19 protein-coding genes and 2 tRNA genes are annotated in these 16,851 nt (G+C 61.8%); 4 read left to right on the plus strand and 17 right to left on the minus strand.

The window, feature by feature from the left end:
- Positions 1 to 167: 167 nt before the first annotated feature.
- The 10 genes from CO667_RS19840 to CO667_RS19885 form a co-directional block, all read right to left on the minus strand.
- Positions 168 to 243 (minus strand) — tRNA-Phe (locus CO667_RS19840).
- Between the two features lie 179 nt (positions 244 to 422).
- On the minus strand, positions 423 to 635 hold the full coding sequence (gene yacG, locus CO667_RS19845; RefSeq protein ID WP_097619977.1) for a DNA gyrase inhibitor YacG: 213 nt from the start codon (positions 633 to 635) through the stop codon (positions 423 to 425).
- 114 nt (positions 636 to 749) lie between these two features.
- The gene (locus tag CO667_RS19850) at positions 750 to 1,370 is read right to left on the minus strand and encodes a Maf-like protein (protein WP_028757471.1); all 621 of its coding nucleotides are present in this window, start codon (positions 1,368 to 1,370) and stop codon (positions 750 to 752) included.
- A 55-nt stretch (positions 1,371 to 1,425) separates the two neighbouring features.
- Positions 1,426 to 1,644, minus strand: a complete 219-nt coding sequence (gene infA, locus CO667_RS19855; protein ID WP_003545338.1) for a translation initiation factor IF-1 — start codon at positions 1,642 to 1,644, stop codon at positions 1,426 to 1,428.
- 123 nt (positions 1,645 to 1,767) lie between these two features.
- Positions 1,768 to 2,244 (minus strand): low molecular weight phosphatase family protein, encoded by a 477-nt coding sequence (locus CO667_RS19860; RefSeq protein WP_097619978.1) that lies wholly within the window; start codon positions 2,242 to 2,244, stop codon positions 1,768 to 1,770.
- 5 nt (positions 2,245 to 2,249) lie between these two features.
- Positions 2,250 to 2,723 (minus strand): UPF0262 family protein, encoded by a 474-nt coding sequence (locus tag CO667_RS19865; RefSeq protein WP_097619979.1) that lies wholly within the window; start codon positions 2,721 to 2,723, stop codon positions 2,250 to 2,252.
- A gap of 4 nt (positions 2,724 to 2,727) precedes the next feature.
- Positions 2,728 to 4,026: a histidinol dehydrogenase gene (gene hisD, locus CO667_RS19870; RefSeq protein ID WP_097619980.1), complete on the minus strand. Its 1,299-nt coding sequence runs from the start codon at positions 4,024 to 4,026 to the stop codon at positions 2,728 to 2,730.
- 49 nt (positions 4,027 to 4,075) lie between these two features.
- The gene (locus tag CO667_RS19875; RefSeq protein WP_097619981.1) at positions 4,076 to 4,507 is read right to left on the minus strand and encodes a DUF2948 family protein; all 432 of its coding nucleotides are present in this window, start codon (positions 4,505 to 4,507) and stop codon (positions 4,076 to 4,078) included.
- Between the two features lie 109 nt (positions 4,508 to 4,616).
- Positions 4,617 to 5,909: a UDP-N-acetylglucosamine 1-carboxyvinyltransferase gene (gene murA, locus CO667_RS19880; RefSeq protein ID WP_097619982.1), complete on the minus strand. Its 1,293-nt coding sequence runs from the start codon at positions 5,907 to 5,909 to the stop codon at positions 4,617 to 4,619.
- A 107-nt stretch (positions 5,910 to 6,016) separates the two neighbouring features.
- The gene (locus CO667_RS19885) at positions 6,017 to 6,211 is read right to left on the minus strand and encodes a hypothetical protein (RefSeq protein WP_010069185.1); all 195 of its coding nucleotides are present in this window, start codon (positions 6,209 to 6,211) and stop codon (positions 6,017 to 6,019) included.
- 157 nt (positions 6,212 to 6,368) lie between these two features.
- On the opposite strand from CO667_RS19885, the gene CO667_RS19890 reads away from it, so the two are divergent.
- A tRNA-Thr gene (locus CO667_RS19890) sits at positions 6,369 to 6,443 on the plus strand.
- 360 nt (positions 6,444 to 6,803) lie between these two features.
- On the plus strand, positions 6,804 to 7,046 hold the full coding sequence (locus CO667_RS19895) for a DUF982 domain-containing protein (protein WP_097619983.1): 243 nt from the start codon (positions 6,804 to 6,806) through the stop codon (positions 7,044 to 7,046).
- 291 nt (positions 7,047 to 7,337) lie between these two features.
- Here the strand turns inward: CO667_RS19895 and CO667_RS19900 are convergent, their stop codons facing one another.
- Entirely contained in the window at positions 7,338 to 7,598 is a 261-nt protein-coding gene (locus CO667_RS19900) for a hypothetical protein (RefSeq protein ID WP_097619984.1), read from the minus strand.
- A gap of 94 nt (positions 7,599 to 7,692) precedes the next feature.
- A complete protein-coding gene (locus tag CO667_RS19905) occupies positions 7,693 to 7,953 on the minus strand; it encodes a BON domain-containing protein (protein WP_097620013.1) in 261 nt (86 codons plus the stop codon).
- 134 nt (positions 7,954 to 8,087) lie between these two features.
- Here CO667_RS19905 and CO667_RS19910 point away from each other — a divergent pair, with 134 nt between their 5' ends.
- Together CO667_RS19910 and CO667_RS19915 are read left to right on the plus strand one after the other, a co-directional pair.
- Positions 8,088 to 8,354: a hypothetical protein gene (locus CO667_RS19910; protein WP_097620014.1), complete on the plus strand. Its 267-nt coding sequence runs from the start codon at positions 8,088 to 8,090 to the stop codon at positions 8,352 to 8,354.
- Positions 8,355 to 8,461: 107 nt separating this feature from the next.
- Positions 8,462 to 10,522, plus strand: coding sequence for an ATP-dependent helicase (locus CO667_RS19915; RefSeq protein WP_097619985.1), 2,061 nt, complete (start codon positions 8,462 to 8,464; stop codon positions 10,520 to 10,522).
- A gap of 11 nt (positions 10,523 to 10,533) precedes the next feature.
- On the opposite strand, the gene CO667_RS19920 is transcribed toward CO667_RS19915, so the two are convergent.
- From CO667_RS19920 to mscL, 5 genes are all read right to left on the minus strand, one after another.
- The gene (locus CO667_RS19920; protein WP_097619986.1) at positions 10,534 to 11,586 is read right to left on the minus strand and encodes an enoyl-CoA hydratase/isomerase family protein; all 1,053 of its coding nucleotides are present in this window, start codon (positions 11,584 to 11,586) and stop codon (positions 10,534 to 10,536) included.
- Between the two features lie 83 nt (positions 11,587 to 11,669).
- Positions 11,670 to 13,628 carry an EAL domain-containing protein gene (locus CO667_RS19925; RefSeq protein WP_097619987.1) on the minus strand — a complete coding sequence of 653 codons (1,959 nt, stop codon included), beginning with the start codon at positions 13,626 to 13,628 and terminating at the stop codon, positions 11,670 to 11,672.
- 115 nt (positions 13,629 to 13,743) lie between these two features.
- Positions 13,744 to 14,778, minus strand: coding sequence for a UDP-glucose 4-epimerase GalE (gene galE, locus CO667_RS19930; protein ID WP_097620015.1), 1,035 nt, complete (start codon positions 14,776 to 14,778; stop codon positions 13,744 to 13,746).
- Between the two features lie 195 nt (positions 14,779 to 14,973).
- Positions 14,974 to 16,140, minus strand: coding sequence for a pyridoxal phosphate-dependent aminotransferase (locus tag CO667_RS19935; protein ID WP_097619988.1), 1,167 nt, complete (start codon positions 16,138 to 16,140; stop codon positions 14,974 to 14,976).
- A gap of 122 nt (positions 16,141 to 16,262) precedes the next feature.
- The gene (gene mscL / locus CO667_RS19940) at positions 16,263 to 16,700 is read right to left on the minus strand and encodes a large conductance mechanosensitive channel protein MscL (protein WP_097619989.1); all 438 of its coding nucleotides are present in this window, start codon (positions 16,698 to 16,700) and stop codon (positions 16,263 to 16,265) included.
- Positions 16,701 to 16,851 lie beyond the last annotated feature (151 nt).

The following is a 16,851-nucleotide window of genomic DNA, read 5'->3' on the forward strand; positions in this document are numbered from 1 at the left end:
CTTTTCTACGACGCTTGGCTGCACGGAGGGCAGCCCAACACGCGCGCCTCTATGCTCGGAGCAATATAGTTCGACGTTCGTTACGACGTTTCGCCGCCACCTTCTGGGGCTGCAAAGCAGCGCGTTTAAGGTGGTCAAGAATCAGCTGATTGGTAAGGAAATCAAAGTGGTGCCCAGGACCGGAATCGAACCAGTGACACGCGGATTTTCAATCCGCTGCTCTACCAACTGAGCTACCTGGGCTAACCTGCTTCCGATGGTGCCTTTCAGAAAAAGAACCGTGGGGCCTTGGTTCGCCCCGGAAGCGAGCGGGGTTATAGCATCTTGTTCGGCCATGGCAAGCGTCAAATGACTCTTTTTTGACGGTCTTGCCGGTTTTGCGGATTCATGAGGAAAAATAAGAGCTTCGCCGTGAAGTTTCTCTAGTTTTCGTCGTCCGGATAATCGGTCTTCGCCTCATCTTCGGCCACCGGGATGGCATAGGCGCCGGTCAGCCAGCGGGAGAGATCGACCTCGCGGCAGCGGTTGGAGCAGAAGGGGTAATGTTCGCGGTGGGAGGGTTTGCCGCATTCGGGGCAAGGGCGCGCCTTGCGCAGCGGTTCGACCTTGGCGGCCGGTTTCTTGTCTTCAGGCATATCGGTCCGTCCTAAAGCATGTCGCGAGATAACGACATGCGAAAAAACAAAGGCCTAAAGTGCGACGCGCGAATCTGAAAGATCGCGGAGCGCTTTAAGCATCGGCCGTCGGGCTCAGCCCTCGGGCCACCGGCTATGCACATCGAAGCCTTCGCCGGTCAGAAGCAGAATGGTTTCATAAAGCGGCAAGCCGACGACATTGGTGTAGGAGCCCACCATCTTCTGTACGAAGGTGCCGGCAAGGCCCTGGATGCCGTAGGCGCCTGCCTTGCCGCGCCACTGGCCTGAGGCCAGGTAGTTTTCGATCTCGAAGCCGGAGAGTCGCTTGAAGCGGACCTTGGTCTCGACGATCTTCTGGCGGATCTTGCGATCCGGCGTCACCAGGCAAACGCCGGTGTAGACCATATGGTTGCGCCCCGACAAGAGATGCAGCGAGCTCAACGCCTCGTCGGCAAACTCGGCCTTGCCGAGAATACGCCGGCCGACGGCGACCACCGTATCGGCAGACAGGATATAGCTGCCCTTCCAGGTGATATCGCCCTTGATGGCGGCAAGGGCGGCCTCGGCCTTCTCCGCCGAAAGCCGGCGGGCGAGGGAACGCGGATGCTCCGACTTCTTCGGCGCCTCGTCGATATCCATCGGCATCAGGCGCGAAGGCTCGATGCCGGCTTGGTTGAGCAGGTCGACGCGACGGGGCGAGCCCGAGGCCAGAATGAGCTTGTATTTCAGCGTCATGGAACCTCGACCATCGGCAGACGGGAGAAAAACCCTTGCAGGGCCTTGGGCAAGCTTACTTGAAACGATAGGTGATGCGGCCCTTGGTCAGATCATAGGGCGTCATTTCCACCAGCACCTTGTCGCCGGCGAGCACGCGGATGCGGTTCTTGCGCATGCGGCCGGCGGTATGGGCGATGATCTCGTGTTCGTTTTCGAGCTTCACGCGGAACGTCGCATTCGGCAGAAGTTCGGTGACGATTCCCGGGAATTCGAGGACTTCTTCTTTAGGCATATAAGTGTTTTCTTCCTGTGGGTTGAATAGGCAGCGCAGGGCGCGCCTTCAAAATTTGGGCGGAAACTACACAATCAACGATGGTTTGTGAACCTTGTTGATCAGGCTTTCCTTTATTTGTTTTCAAGCCGATTGCGCGGCGATGCCATTTCGCTTGAGTAGCCGGCTTTCTATGAGGGCGGCCAGGTGATCGCGAACCTCGCGGTAGCTCTCCAGAATCTGCTCGCGCGTGCCGCTGACAACCGTCGGATCCATCGTCGGCCAGTAGACGACATCGATCGCATTCGACCGGGTCAGCTCGAGTGCTGAATGATGGGCCTGCGGCGACAGGGTGATGATCAGATCGAAAAAATCGTCCTCGAGTTCTTCCAGCGTTTGCGGCTGGCGGCGCCCAAGGGACAGGCCGATTTCTTCGAGCACGACATCCACGAAGGGATCACGCTCGCCGGCGCGAACGCCGGCCGACCTGATATAGGTATTGGATGGCAGAATGCTACGGGCGATCGCTTCGGCCATCGGCGAGCGGATGGCATTCATGCCGCACATGAAGAGGATGGCGCCCGGCCGCTTTCCCTCCTCGACGTTAGCGGCGAGATCCATGGCCGTCACCCGCGCCAGTAGAGCACGCAGACCAGGGTGAAAAGCCGCCGGGCGGTGTCGAAATCGACCTCTATCTTGCCGGTCAGCCTGTCCTTCAGCGTCTGCGAACCTTCATTGTGGATGCCGCGTCGGCCCATGTCGATCGCCTCGATGCGGCTCGGTGTGGCCGAACGGATCGCCTCATAATAGCTCTCGCAGATCATGAAGTAATCCTTGACGATCCGCCGGAAAGGCGTGAGCGACAGGATATGGGTGGCAACCGTACCGCCCTCTTCCGTGGTGATGCCGAAAACCAGCTTCGAATCGACCAGCGAGATGTTCAACCGGTAGGGTCCGCCGGCATGGCCGAGCGGCGCGAAGCTGTTCTCCTCGATCAGATCGAAGATGGCGACGGCGCGTTCATGCTCGACATCGGGCGTCGAACGGCCGATCGTATCGTCGAGGACGACGTCGCAAAGCCGGAAATCGCCCTTCGCCATCCCCTCACCTTTCGAGGTTGAGGCGGATCGCGACCGATCGCGCATGGGCATCGAGGCCTTCGGAGACCGCTAGCGCGATCGCCGCCGGGCCGAGGGTACGCAACTGCTGCGGCCCAAGGCGCAGGATCGAGGTGCGCTTGACGAAATCGAGCACCGACAGACCGGATGAGAAACGCGCCGAACGCGCCGTCGGCAGCACATGGTTCGAGCCGCCGACATAGTCGCCGATCACTTCAGGCGTATGGGCGCCGATGAAGATCGCGCCGGCATTGCGGATGCCGTCAAGCAGCCGATCCGGATCGGCGACGGCAAGCTCCAGATGCTCGGCGGCGATGCGGTTGGTCAGCGGAACGGCCTGCTTCAAATCTTCAACCAGGATGACGGCGCCGAAATCGCGCCAGCTTGCCGCCGCGGTTTCGGCGCGGTTCAGCGTCTTCAGCTGACGTTCGACCGCCTGTTCCACCGCCTTGCCGAATTCGGCGTTATCGGTGATCAGGATCGCCTGGGCGCTGACATCGTGTTCGGCCTGCGCCAGGAGGTCGGCGGCAATCCAATCCGGATTGTTGTCCTTGTCGGCAATGACAAGCACCTCGGAGGGGCCGGCGATCATATCGATGCCGACGGTGCCGAAAACATGGCGCTTGGCGGCGGCGACATAGGCATTGCCGGGGCCGGTGATCTTGGCGACCGGGGCGATCGTCTCGGTGCCATAGGCAAGAGCGGCGATCGCCTGGGCGCCGCCGACACGATAAATCTCGGTGACACCGACGAGCTTGGCGGCGGCAAGCACCGCCGGATTGACGGCGCCGCCGGTGGCGGGAACCGCGATGACGATGCGGTCGACACCGGCGACCTTGGCCGGCACGGCATTCATCAGCACGGAGCTCGGATAACTTGCCGTGCCGCCCGGAACATAGAGGCCGACCGCTTCGATCGCCGTCCAGCGTGAGCCGAGACCGACGCCGAGATCGTCCTCGTAAATATCGTCCTTCGGCAACTGCCGGCGATGATGGGATTCGATGCGCAGTGCCGCGAGCTTCAGCGCGCCCAGCACCTCCGAAGGCACCGCCTCGACGGCGGCGTCGATTTCCTCTGATGTGACACGCATCGGCACGGTGGCGTAATCGATGCCGTCGAATTTCAGCGAATATTCGGCGAGCGCCACATCGCCGCGGGCTCTGATATCATCGATGATGGCGCGAACGGTGGCGTTCACGTCCTCGGAAACTTCGCGCTTCGTCGTCAGAAAGGCGGCGAAATGCTGCTCGAAACCTTCCGATGCCTGATCCAGCCAGATTGCCAAGGCCGATATTCCTTCTCAACTCGAAACTGCGATATTCAAACGTCAAGCGTCAGCGATGGCGCGGCTTGGAGGAGGCCTCCCAGGCGCCGCCGATATCGGCCAGCTGGACCTCGATGCATTCGACATCGAGCGCAATCGAGGCCGTGCCGGACAGCGACAGTTCGATCGTACCCTCCGGCCCCTCTCCCTTCTGATCGAAGCGCAATGCCAGCAGCGACAGCACCTCGTCGCGTTTGCCACGATCGATGCCGAGCGACCGGACGGCCAGCACACGCTTGAAGACCACGGCAGCACGGCGGCGCTCGAAACCCCGGCGCTTGCGCTCGGCACCTTCCCAGACGAAACGATTGACGGCAAGGGCGAACTGCGCGTCACGCGGCGACCAGTCGATGTCTCCGACCTTGAAGACGCTGTCCTGCATATGCGCGGAAACGACCGCAAGGTCTTCGTCATCGAGCGCCACAAGCTTCAGGTCGGTCATTCAGCCTCATCCCATTACCGGTCAATGCCGGGCACCGCCGGAATGGCGATGCGTCAGACAAGGGAAATAGGATGCTGCGGCGGATTACGCAACCGGGATAAGGGCGCGTTTACTCGCTGATGCGCTCGACGATGGCGCCGCAGCGGGTCAGTTTCTCCTCGAGCCGCTCGAAACCGCGGTCGAGATGATAGACGCGGGACACCGTGGTTTCGCCCTCGGCGGCAAGGCCGGCGATGACGAGCGAAACCGAGGCGCGCAGATCGGTCGCCATCACGGGTGCGCCGCGCAGCCGTTCGACGCCCTCGATCTTCGCCGTCTGGCCGGAGAGCGAGATCCTGGCGCCGAGGCGGGCAAGCTCCTGCACATGCATGAAACGGTTTTCGAAGATGGTCTCGGTGACATGCGAAACGCCGGAAGAACGGGTCATCAGCGCCATGAACTGCGCCTGCAGGTCGGTGGGGAAACCCGGGAAGGGATCGGTGACGATATCGACCGGCCTGATGCCGGCGCCATTGCGCCTGATGCGCATGCCATTGTTGGTCGAGGAGATTTCCGCGCCGGCCCGGCGCAGCGTTTCCACCGCGGTTTCGAGCAGCGCCACATCGGTATTTTCGAGCACGACGTCACCGCCGGCCATGGCGACGGCCATCGCATAGGTGCCGGTCTCGATGCGATCCGGCAGGACGCGGTGGCGGGCGCCGGAGAGCGAGGTGACGCCTTCGATGGTGAGGGTCGCAGTGCCGGCGCCCGATATCTTGGCGCCCATGGCGTTCAGGCAGTTGGCGAGATCGACGACCTCGGGCTCGCGGGCGGCATTGCCGATCACCGTCGTGCCGCGGGCAAGCGTTGCCGCCATCATCATCACATGGGTGGCGCCGACCGAGACCTTCGGGAAGGTGTAGCGCGCGCCGATCAGGCCGCCGGCCGGCGCCCTGGCATTGATATAGCCGGCATCGATCTCCATCGACGCGCCGAGCGCCGTCAGGCCGTCGATGAAGAGATCGACAGGGCGCGTGCCGATGGCGCAGCCGCCCGGCAGCGATACACGGCAATGACCCTCGCGCGCCAAGAGCGGGCCGATGACCCAGAAGGAAGCACGCATCTTCGAGACCAGCTCGTAAGAGGCCGTTGTATCGACGATGGTGCGGCAGGTGAAATGGATCGTGCGGGCGTAGGAATCTTCCTGGCGCTCGCGGCGGCCGTTGACGGCAACATCGACGCCGTGATTGCCGAGGATGCGCATCAAGAGTTCGACATCGGCCAGATGCGGCACGTTTTCCAGCGTCAGCGTATCGCTGGTCAGCAGCGAGGCGATCATCAGCGGCAGTGCGGCATTCTTGGCGCCGGAAATCGGAATGATGCCATTCAGCTCATTACCGCCGACGATTCTGATACGATCCATGTGCGCTTACGGGCCGCGCCCGCCTTTCCTGAAAGTTCTGCCTTGAAAGAAGGAGTGAGGTGTTTAGGGGATTTATCAAAACGCTTCAATTGGCGAGGGACGGAACATTACGATTCGTCCATTTTTGCGGCGGGCAGGCCATTTGTTTCGTCAGCTTGCCCGGAACGGCGGGCGCGCACCTGCTGTTTGCGTCTTGAAAGATTTTCTCTGAGCTTGTCGGCGGCGCGCTCGCGCCGCAGCTTCGCCTGTGCCTCGATCGCCTCTTTGCGGCTCTGCTGGCCGGTTTCGGTCTTGTCGTTCATGCAAACAGGATTAGCCGAATTTGCGCCGATCCAAAAGTCCCTTGCGTGCCAATCCACGCGAAGTTGGAATTTGCTGCTTGCGCTTGCCGTCAAGCTGTGGCAATAGCCGCCCCGTTCCCGCGATTGAGCCGCCCGGCTCCACACGGGTACTGGTCCTGCTGCCGTAGCTCAGTGGTAGAGCACACCCTTGGTAAGGGTGAGGTCGGTGGTTCAATCCCACTCGGCAGCACCAGTTTTCTTCAAAGACATCGGGAATCATTTTGCTCACTCGATGAGGCTAGCCCATCCGGCTGCCGGCACCTTCTCCCCGCTCGCGGGGCGAAGGGAGATAGGCGCAACCTCTCGATTCCTCGTTCACCTCTCGCATGGCACGTCCCCTCGCCCCGCGAGCGGGGAGAGGGTTAGGGTGAGAGGCAGCCATTGGCGCGAACCGGCAAGGCTAGGCAGGTTGACATTTCGCCTCATCGGCAACCAACGATTCACCATTGTTGACCGTGAAAATCACGCTAGAATAGTGATCATGGCGGCGTCTCCCCGGAGGAACAAGGGGCGCTGCATCCTTGTTTCTGTCGACAATCGTGGAGGAGCATCGATGGCAACTGAAAGATGGAACAGTCCGGTGACGGTCGGTTTCGAAGGTGCCAGTGCGCGAACGGTCAACGGCCCGTTCGATGCGCTGAAATGCCTGGCGGATTTCTGGCCGAATGCGCGCGGGCTGCGTTACATCAAGGCCCGCAGCACCTGCCGGGCAGCGCTCGACGGGCGCAAAAGCGTGGAAGAGGCGAGAGCTGAATTCCTGGCGGCCGCCGAAGAGGCAAAGCTGAAGCTGCATTGAACTGGCGCATAATCCTTTCCGAAAATCGATTCCGATTTTCGGGGTTATGTGCTGCGCTTCGCTGAAGATTTCCGGCCGTTCCCGGCGTTTCGTTAAGGAAACGTGCCGGAACGGGGCAATGTTTTCATTTTGCTTAACCCTGCATCGAACTCGGGCCGGGTTTTGGCGCCACGGGCGTTGCGCCTAATACCGCTGTCTTCATAGAAGATGTTCAGCCATCATGATGATGGTCAGAGGCTCGCACCCTCTGCGGAAACGCAAGGCGAGCCTCGTCCGAGCAAGCCCGGATGTTCAGCAATCCGCGCCGCCCTCATTCTCCACCTCGACATAACCGACGCCGATGATGGTCCCATCCGCCGCGCGGATGAAGGAGGGGAGATAGTGAGGCGCTGCCGGCTGGCAGGCGACAGTGCCGGTATAGTCGTTGAGGGCGATCTGGTCCTTCGGCAAAGCGGAATAATTTGTGCCGGTTTCCAGCGAGGCATGAGCCGAGCCGGCAAGGAAACCGCCTGTTATCAAGGTCATTGCAGAGATGCGAAGAAGCGACTGCATGAGGTTCTCCAGCGTTCAGGTCCGGCCTTTCAACACCCGGGATGGCGTTTTGGTTCCCTTCATGCGTTGCAAAAACATGAGGGCGTGGAGTGGGCTAGCGTCGCAGCAAGCGACTGTGCACATAGCCTCGTCCGACGATGCTCTCAGCGATCTCAACCGCCCGCTCGACATCACCCCGCCGGCGCACGAAGCCTTCCAAGACGACATAGGCGCCCGACATGCCGACGATGATTTCGTCGGCTTCGATATCGCCGGTCGCATGAAGGGCGCTTTCCACCGAAGCGCGCGTCGCCGCATCGCTGTGGCCCTGCCGGCCGGGCTCCTCATGGTCGGTGAATGCTGGAAACCCGAGCACCGTGACCCTCTCCTGATGTTGGTAGATGCAGGTTAACGCCATGCGGGGCGTTTCGTTGCAGCCGGGCGGATAGCCCTTGGCGAAAGAGGCTGCGATTTCCATATCTGGCTGCAGTCGAAAGAGGGATGACGACGATGAAAGCGCTTTTGCCCGCCTTGTTGACCGGAGCCTTGCTTGCCGGCTGCTCCTCGGCCGATAGGCCGGCACTGGAACCCATTCCCGGCAGCATTACCTATGGCGGTCAGCCGCGAACGAAGCTCACCAAGTCGCCGGTCGGCAGCGCCGTCTACAACCAGTTCTACAACGAGACCGGCCAGCGCGTGGAGGAAACCTATATTCTTCAGCCGGATCGCAGCCTGAAACTGGTGCGGCGCGAGATCGGCCCGGATTTCCCCGATTGAGGCTTCTCGCTCCTACCACAGCGCTTGACAGCGGCTGAAATCGCGAACATTCAAGGAACATCTAATCTTTCCCCAGTGATTCTGCGGGAGCCCGACCGGACGGCTGGATGTACCTCGAAAAACTCAATCCCCAGCAGCGCATGGCCGTCGAGCACGGCACGCTCACCGACGGCAGCCATATTGCCGGGCCGCTGCTGGTCATTGCCGGCGCCGGCTCCGGTAAGACGAATACGCTGGCGCATCGGGTCGCGCATCTGATCGTCAAGGGTGCCGATCCCCGCCGCATCCTGCTGATGACCTTCTCGCGCCGAGCAGCCGCCGAGATGGCGCGACGCGTCGAGCGCATCTGCCGGGATGTTCTCGGCGCCAATGCCGGCATCATGGCGGATGCACTGTCCTGGTCCGGCACCTTTCACGGCATCGGCGCGCGGCTGCTGCGCGACTATGCGCAGCAGATCGGCCTCGATCCTGACTTTACCATCCACGACCGCGAAGACAGCGCCGACCTGATGAACCTCATCCGGCACGACCTCGGCTTCTCCAAGACGGAAAGCCGGTTTCCAGCCAAAGGCACCTGCCTTGCCATCTATTCCCGGGCGGTGAATTCGGAGACCGCGCTCGACCAGGTGCTGCGCGACGCCTTTCCCTGGTGCGCGACGTGGGAGAAACAGCTGCGCGAGCTTTTCGCCTGTTATGTCGAGGCCAAGCAGAGTCAAAACGTGCTCGATTACGACGACCTGCTGCTCTATTGGGCGCAGATGGTGGGTGAGAGCGTGATTGCCGAGGATATCGGCAGCCGCTTCGACCATGTGCTGGTCGACGAATATCAGGACACCAACCGGCTGCAGGCCTCGATCCTCATGGCGCTGAAGCCGCAAGGCCAGGGGCTGACCGTCGTCGGCGACGATGCCCAATCGATCTATTCCTTCCGCGCCGCGACGGTGCGCAATATCCTCGATTTTCCCGCTGCCTTCAGCCCGGTCGCTGATATCGTCACGCTCGACCGCAATTACCGCTCGACGCAGCCGATCCTGGCGGCTGCCAACGCCGTCATCGATCTCGCCTCGGAACGCTTCACCAAGAATCTCTGGACCGAGCGGCAATCATCGGAGCGGCCGCGCCTGGTGACGGTGCGCGACGAGACCGAGCAGGCGCGTTACGTCGCCGACATGGTGCTCGACAATCGCGAGGAAGGCTTGAAGCTCAAGCAGCAGGCCGTGCTGTTCCGCGCCTCGCATCACAGCGGCCCGCTGGAGGTCGAATTGACCCGACGCAACATTCCCTTCGTCAAATTCGGCGGGCTGAAGTTCCTCGACAGCGCACATGTCAAAGACATGCTGGCTGCGCTGCGCTTCGCCCAGAACCCGCGCGACCGGGTGGCGGGCTTCCGGCTGATGCAGATCCTGCCGGGCGTCGGGCCGTCGACGGCACAGAAGGCGCTCGACCTGATGGCTGAGGATGCGAGCCCGCTATCGGCGCTCGCCGAAATGCCGGCGCCGCCGCGCTCCGGCGAGGACTGGACTGATTTCGTTGCCATGCTGCAGGAGATGAAATCCGGCAAGGCCGGCTGGCCGGCGGAGATCGGCCTGGCGCGGCAATGGTACGCGCCGCATCTGGAACGGCTGCATGAGGACGCCGCGACGCGGCAAGCCGATCTGCTGCAGCTCGAGCAGATCGCCGGCGGTTATGCCTCGCGCGAACGTTTCCTCACCGAACTCACCCTCGATCCGCCGGATGCCACCAGCGACCAGGCCGGCGTGCCGCTGCTCGACGAGGATTATCTGATCCTGTCGACCATCCATTCCGCCAAGGGCCAGGAATGGACGCGGGTCTTCATGCTGAACGTCGTCGACGGCTGCATTCCGAGCGATCTCGCCGTCGGCGCCAGCGCCGAAATCGAGGAGGAACGCCGGCTGCTCTATGTCGCGATGACGCGGGCGAGAGACGGCCTCGATCTGGTCGTGCCGCAACGCTTCTTCACCTACGGCCAGAATTCGCAGGGCGACCGGCATGTCTATGCCTCCCGCAGCCGCTTCATCCCGGCGACGCTGCTGCAGTTCTTCGAGGCCTGCAGCTGGCCGCAGGTGAAATCGGACGCCGCCGCCCAAGCGCAGGCGCGGCAGGTGCGCATCGATGTCGGCGCCCGCATGCGCGGCATGTGGCGATAGGCTGAAATAGTTTAGAGCGAAAGCGGCGGTTCGGCCGGTTTCAGGAAATGCTCGATCCTTGCGGCCTCCACAGCCTCGACTGAGGCCGGCGACCATTTCGGATTGCGGTCCTTGTCGATGACGGCGGCGCGGATGCCTTCGAAAAAGTCGGGATTATCCAGCATCTGCAGGCAGGCGCCGAGTTCACGGCTAAGGCATTCGGCAAGCGAAGCGCTGCGGCGGCCGGCCCGGAGCAGCGCCAAGGCGAGCTTCAGGCTGGTCGGCGAACGGGTCAGCAGCACCCGGCGCGTCTCGGCGGCGAAGTCGCCCTCCTCCCCGGCAAGTGCCGTCAGGATCTCTTCGACGCTGTCGAAACGGAAGGCGCGATCGATCATCGCCGCATTCTGCCTGAGCCGGCTTTCTCCCGCAGGCTCCGAGAGCGTCTGCAGCACCGCATCGACGTCGCTCGACGAACTGCCGCGCGCCAGGCCCGACAACGCATCGATCACCGCGCCGAGCCGCGACGAAGCGATTTGCAGGTCGGCAAGTCCAGCATGGAGCGCGTCGGCCGCACCGATATCCAGCCCCGTCAGGCCGAGCCATGTTCCGGCCTCGCCGGGTGCCCGCGGCAGCAGCCAGGTGGCGCCGACATCGGGGACATAGCCGATGCCGGTTTCGGGCATGGCGAGGCGCGTGCGCTCGGTGACAACGCGGTGGCGGCCGTGCGACGACAGGCCGACACCGCCGCCCATGGTGATGCCGTCCATCAGCGCGACATAGGGTTTGGGGTAGGAGGCGATCTGATGGTTGAGGCGGAATTCCTCGCGCCAGAAGCTTGCCGCCAAGCCATCGCCGGCGCGAGCGCTTTCATGCAGGGCGCGGATGTCGCCGCCGGCGCAGAAGCCGCGTTCGCCCTCGCCCATCGCCACAACGCTTGCCACCTCGGAATCCTCCGCAAAAGCGTGCAGCGCCGCGGTGATCGCGCGGATCATCGGCAGCGTCAGGCTGTTCAGCGCCCGCGGCCGGTTGAGCCGGATCACGCCCGCGGTGCCCCGCCGTTCAATGATGACTTCGCCGTCCTGCATGGTTCACCTCATCTGTTACCACCATGAATAGCTGACGAGGAGGCATCGCTCCAGTCGATTTGCGACTGGTCGATCGGATCCGTTCAGGCAGACAGCGAATTGCGGGCGGAGGCTGCGACTTCGCACCGGGCGGCATAATCGATGGCAAGTTCCAGCGGCAGCGGCCGCGAGAAATGATAGCCCTGCGCCAGGCGAACGCCCATCGCCTTCAATCCCTCGGCGATCTCTTCGCTTTCGACGCCTTCGGCGACCGAGGCAATGCCGAGATTCTGGCAGAGATTGGCGACCGAGCGGGTGATGTTCATGCAACGGGCGTCGCGATCGAGATTCATCACGAAGGCCTTGTCGATCTTCAGCTTGTCGAAGCCGAGACGGTGGATATGGCTGAGGCTGGAATAGCCGGTGCCGAAATCATCGAGCGCGATCGAGATGCCGGCGGCGCGCAGCATCGATATCACCTGGTCGGCGGCGTCGAAATCGGAGAGCAGCGCCGTCTCGGTGATCTCGAATTCGATGCGCCTGGGGTCCATGCCGGAGCGGGTGATCATGGCGAGCAGCGCCATCGAGGTCTCGTGGTCGCAGATATCGCGCGCCGAGAGATTGAAGGACAGCCTGAGATGCCTGGGAATGATCGCCAGCGCTTCGAGCGCCTTGGCGAAAAGGATGCGCGTCATCCGGCCGATGACGGCGGTGCGCTCGGCAGCGGGAATGAAGGCTTCCGGACTGATGCGGCCGAAGCGGGCGCTGTCCCAGCGGGCGAGTGCCTCGTAAGCGACGACGCGGCCGCTCCTCAATTCGACGATCGGCTGATAGTCGAGTTTCAATTCCTTGTCGAAGTCGTTCGCCTGCAGCTCGAGTTCGATCAGGTGGCGCTGCGTCAGGATCTTCTCGTGCTCGGCCGAGAAGAATTCGACGCCGCTGCTGCGCTTGCTCTTGACCTGGTAGAGGGCGAAATCCGCTTTCTCGTAGAGTTCCTCGGCGGTGTATTTGCCGCTATCGGGATAGACGATACCGCAGGAACCGAAAATGCGCACCGAGCCGTCGGGGATTTCGTAAGGGTCGCGAACGGCGGCGCAGAGCGCCTGGCCGAGATCGGCGATCGCCTGGCGAGTCATCAAGCAGGGGAAGATGATGCCGAATTCGTCGCCGCCGAGACGGGAGACGATGCCCTCTTCGCCGACCAGCGTGGAGAAGCGGCGGGCGGTCTCCTTGAGCACGAGATCGCCGGCGGCATGGCCGAAGACGTCGTTGACCGGCTTGAAGCCGTCGAGGTCGAGAATGCCGATGACGGGCGGTCGGGACGGGTCTTTCTGCAACCGCTGTTCCAGCGAGACAAAGAAACTGCGGCGGTTGGCAAGGCCGGTCAGCTGGTCATGCAGGGCGTTGCGGCTGTTGACGCGGTTCAGCTCTTCGGCTTCCGCCCGTTTCTGCTTCAGCTCCTCGGTCAAGCGCACGAGGCCGACGAAATTCTGGAAATAGCTGTCGATCACCCGGAGAAAGGGCAGGATCAGGAAGAGACCGCTGACAGCGGTCGCGACGAAAACCGGATTGCCCGAAAACATGAAAGTCGCGACCATGGCCGAGAAGGTGATCACAGTGGTGAGCACCGCCGCCAGCGGCAAATGCATCAGGCAGAAGATGCAGGAAATCCCGGTCACGACGAGGAAATAGGCGATCTGGCCCTGCTGGTAAGCATCGCCATACCGGTAAAGCGCGATCGCCCAGCCGCCGAAAGCAACGCAAAGGATGCAGGCGCCCGATATGGTGATCTTCATCAGCCTATAGGCCCGCTCGGCGGTCACGTCCTTGCCGCTGGTTTCCCACCAGCAGAGCCGGAAAATACAGACGACGCTCAAGCCGACCGGAATATAGCACGACAGCCAGAGGGGCGCGGATTGGAGATGGGTGACCGCCACCGCCAGGGCATTGATGATCAGGAGGACATAGAGAATGGGGATCTGCGACGACAGGGCCTGAAACTGCGCCGTCAGAAAGGTCGGATTGTCTTTTTGCAGCCGCAAGGAGGCTAGAAAGTTCCTCATCTTCTTTTTCCATTGGCCGGAGCCAGGAGAATGCGCGATTTTTCCCTATTCACTTGATGTCATGCAGGTCCCGCAGGCACGGGTATGTTCGCTGCGCAGTTTTGCTGGCAGCGGTTTAGAACGACGCGGCGGCGAGTGCCCGGTGGATGCTGTGCAGATCGTCGACATTTCTGTTCGCCAGGAAGAGTTCCCAATCGAGCGAGCTCTGGACGATGGTTTCGAGAGAATCGTATCTCGGCTTCCAATCGAGCACCTGCCTTGCGAGCGAAGCGTCGGCGACGACGCTTGCCGAATCGCCGGCGCGGCGCGGCGCCATGTGGATCTTGAAGGAATGCCCGTGCAGGCGCGTGACCATGTTCAGCACGTCGAGCACGGAATAGCCGCTGCCATAACCGCAATTGGCAACGAGCGAGCCCTTGTCCTTGCGCAGGTGCTGGAGGGCTTTCAGATGTGCATCGACAAGATCGGTGACATGGATGTAATCGCGCACACCGGTGCCGTCATGGGTGGGATAATCGATACCATAGACACTGACGCTGTCGCGCCTGCCGAGGGCTGCCTCGCAGGCAACCTTGATCAGGTGGGTGGCGCCTGAGGTCGACTGGCCGGCGCGGTGGTCAGGATCGGCGCCGGCGACGTTGAAGTAGCGAAGCGCGACATAATTGAAATCATAGGCAGCGGCGGCATCGCGCAGCATGAATTCGGTCATCAGCTTCGACTGGCCGTAAGGATTTTCCGGATTGAGAGGGGCGGTCTCCTTCACCGGCAGGTCCGTCTTCTGCTGGCCGTAAACGGCCGCCGTCGAGGAGAAGACGAAGTTGCGGATCCCGGCCTTGACCGAAGCGGAGAGCAGCGCCCGGGTCTTGCCGGAATTGTTGTCGTAATAGGAGAGTGGATCGGCGACCGAGACCGGGACGACGGCGGAGCCGGCGAAATGGATGATCGCCTCGATGTCGTTTTCGATAAAGATCTTCTTCAATATGTCGGGATCGGCGACGTCGCCGAGATAGAAACGCGCCGCCGGCGCCACGGCCCAGCGAAAGCCCGTGGAGAGGCGGTCGAGCACGACCACATCCTCGCCCGCATCGAGCAGCGCCCAAACCATGTGACTGCCGATATATCCGGCGCCGCCCGTCACCAAAACCGCCATGTCCCGCATCCCTGCTTTCGTTTTATAGCAGGGGCATCAGGCCCGGTTTTTCTTTCCAATTTTCTTATCGAATGGCCGTTCGGGGACCTTTGAACCGGTATGTTTGGACTTGTGGTTAGAGGCCGATTTCGGGCTTTGCTAGAGTTTTATCGATCTGGCGATTCCGGCACAAAATCGACTTGGCCGGCCCGCTTCTCAGCGCTTGAGGATATAGTCGCAGAGACGCTCGGCCGCGATCGCCACCTGGGCGGGGTCGCGCAGGAAACAGGCGCGCAGGAAGAGCTCGCCGCCGGCGCCGAAGGCGGTGCCGGGCGCAAGGCCGACGCCGGTCTTGTCGACGATATCGAGCGCTGCCTTGCGGCTGTCGGTGACCCCGTCGATCTTCAGGAAAGCGTAAAGCGCGCCGTCCGGCTTCAGTGTCTCGACGCGGTTGGTGGCGACAAGCGCATCGCAGAGAATATCGCGGGAGCGGGCTGCCTTGGCGATATTGGCAGCGATGAAATCGTCGCCCTGATCGAGCGCGGCGACGGCGCCCTTCTGCATGAACTGCGCCACACCCGAGGTCGAATACTGGACAAGGTTTTCGAGCACCTGGCCCATCTCAGGGGGTGCGACGATCCAGCCGACACGCCAGCCGGTCATCGACCAGTTTTTCGAGAAGGAATTGACGAAGATGATCTTGTCGTCGGGCGCCATCACATCGAGGAAGGAGGCCGCGCGACCGCCCGGAAAATAATAGAGGGCGTAGATCTCATCCGCCATGATCCAGAGGTCGTGCTTGCGGGCCAGCGCCAGGAGATCGGCGAGATCCTTCTTCGTTGCTGTCCAGCCGGTCGGGTTCGACGGCGTGTTGATGAAGAGGCCCCTGGTCTTTTCCGTGATCGCGGCTTCGATGCGGTTGAGATCGACCGCCCATTTGCCGCCTTCGAACTGCAGTTCGACACCGACCGAGCGGGCGCCCGCGATCTCGAGGGCGGCGGCGATATTCGGCCAGGCGGGGGTGAGATAGACGAATTCGTCACCCGGCGAGGTCAACGCCTGAACGCTGATCTGGATCGCCTGCATGCCGGAACCGGTGACATAGAAATGCTCGACTGGAAGCCGAATTCCGAAATGTCTGGCGTAATAATCCGAAAGCGCCCGGCGAAGTTCGGGAATGCCGCGCTGCCAGGTGTAGAAGGTCTCGCCAGCGGCCAGCGCATCCATCGCCGCCCGGCTGATGAAGTCAGGCGTCGGCAGATCACCTTCACCCACCCAGAGCGGAAGCAGGCCTTCGCGGCCGCGGGCATAATTGACGACTTCGACAATCCCGCTTTCGGGCGCCGTTAGGGCGCGCGGGCTGAGGCTTTCAACGATCGACATGCATATCTCCGGTTTCCGCCTTCATAGAGGATTTGTGCCGGCAAATCCCATGATATCCCGTGATGGCACATCGATTTTGGTGATGAATGAGCCCGGCCGGAACGGACGGGCTCCAGCTCGGATCAAGCCGTCGGGCGCGTGGCGAGAAGATCACGGATTTCCGTGAGCAGCTGGACGTCGGCCGGCGGCGGCGGCAGTTCTTCCGGTGCGGCCTTTTCCTGGCGCTCGACCTGGGCACGCAGGATGTTCACGCCCTTGACCATCAGAAAAATGATCCAGGCGAGAATGAGGAAGTTGATGAGCACGGTGAGGAAACTGCCATAGGCAAACACCGCTCCCTGGGCCCGGGCGGCGGCGAGCGACGGCGCGTTGACAGCCGACGAGAGCGGGAGGAAGTAATTCGAAAAATCGAAGCCGCCGAAAATGGCGCCTACGATCGGCATGATAAGGTCGTCGACCAAAGATTTGACGATGCCACCGAAGGCGCCGCCGATGATGACGCCTACTGCAAGATCCATGACATTGCCGCGAGCGATAAAGGCCTTGAACTCATTGAGCATCGGATCCGTCTCCCTTCGATACAATTGTTTTTATTAGCTACATCTTCATTGCAATTAATCAATCGGCAATCGTATTTGTTTGGGATACCCCGTGCGGTCTTTGACTTAAGGCCTAGACGGCCAGGAATTCTCAAAGTGCTTGAAATAACTT

It is taken from the genome of Rhizobium sp. L43 (genome assembly GCF_002531725.1).
Classification (GTDB): Bacteria; Pseudomonadota; Alphaproteobacteria; order Rhizobiales; family Rhizobiaceae; genus Rhizobium.

Bases quoted from the DNA above. Each gene is read 5' to 3' on its own strand.
- yacG (WP_097619977.1), bottom strand. From the start codon at position 635: ATGCCTGAAGACAAGAAACCGGCCGCCAAGGTCGAACCGCTGCGCAAG.
- CO667_RS19850 (WP_028757471.1), bottom strand. From the start codon at position 1,370: ATGACGCTGAAATACAAGCTCATTCTGGCCTCGGGCTCGCCCCGTCGC.
- infA (WP_003545338.1), bottom strand. From the start codon at position 1,644: ATGCCTAAAGAAGAAGTCCTCGAATTCCCGGGAATCGTCACCGAACTT.
- CO667_RS19860 (WP_097619978.1), bottom strand. From the start codon at position 2,244: ATGGATCTCGCCGCTAACGTCGAGGAGGGAAAGCGGCCGGGCGCCATC.
- CO667_RS19865 (WP_097619979.1), bottom strand. From the start codon at position 2,723: ATGGCGAAGGGCGATTTCCGGCTTTGCGACGTCGTCCTCGACGATACG.
- CO667_RS19875 (WP_097619981.1), bottom strand. From the start codon at position 4,507: ATGACCGACCTGAAGCTTGTGGCGCTCGATGACGAAGACCTTGCGGTC.
- murA (WP_097619982.1), bottom strand. From the start codon at position 5,909: ATGGATCGTATCAGAATCGTCGGCGGTAATGAGCTGAATGGCATCATT.
- CO667_RS19885 (WP_010069185.1), bottom strand. From the start codon at position 6,211: ATGAACGACAAGACCGAAACCGGCCAGCAGAGCCGCAAAGAGGCGATC.
- CO667_RS19895 (WP_097619983.1), top strand. From the start codon at position 6,804: ATGGCAACTGAAAGATGGAACAGTCCGGTGACGGTCGGTTTCGAAGGT.
- CO667_RS19900 (WP_097619984.1), bottom strand. From the start codon at position 7,598: ATGCAGTCGCTTCTTCGCATCTCTGCAATGACCTTGATAACAGGCGGT.
- CO667_RS19910 (WP_097620014.1), top strand. From the start codon at position 8,088: ATGAAAGCGCTTTTGCCCGCCTTGTTGACCGGAGCCTTGCTTGCCGGC.
- CO667_RS19915 (WP_097619985.1), top strand. From the start codon at position 8,462: ATGTACCTCGAAAAACTCAATCCCCAGCAGCGCATGGCCGTCGAGCAC.
- CO667_RS19920 (WP_097619986.1), bottom strand. From the start codon at position 11,586: ATGCAGGACGGCGAAGTCATCATTGAACGGCGGGGCACCGCGGGCGTG.
- CO667_RS19925 (WP_097619987.1), bottom strand. From the start codon at position 13,628: ATGAGGAACTTTCTAGCCTCCTTGCGGCTGCAAAAAGACAATCCGACC.
- galE (WP_097620015.1), bottom strand. From the start codon at position 14,778: ATGGCGGTTTTGGTGACGGGCGGCGCCGGATATATCGGCAGTCACATG.
- CO667_RS19935 (WP_097619988.1), bottom strand. From the start codon at position 16,140: ATGTCGATCGTTGAAAGCCTCAGCCCGCGCGCCCTAACGGCGCCCGAA.
- mscL (WP_097619989.1), bottom strand. From the start codon at position 16,700: ATGCTCAATGAGTTCAAGGCCTTTATCGCTCGCGGCAATGTCATGGAT.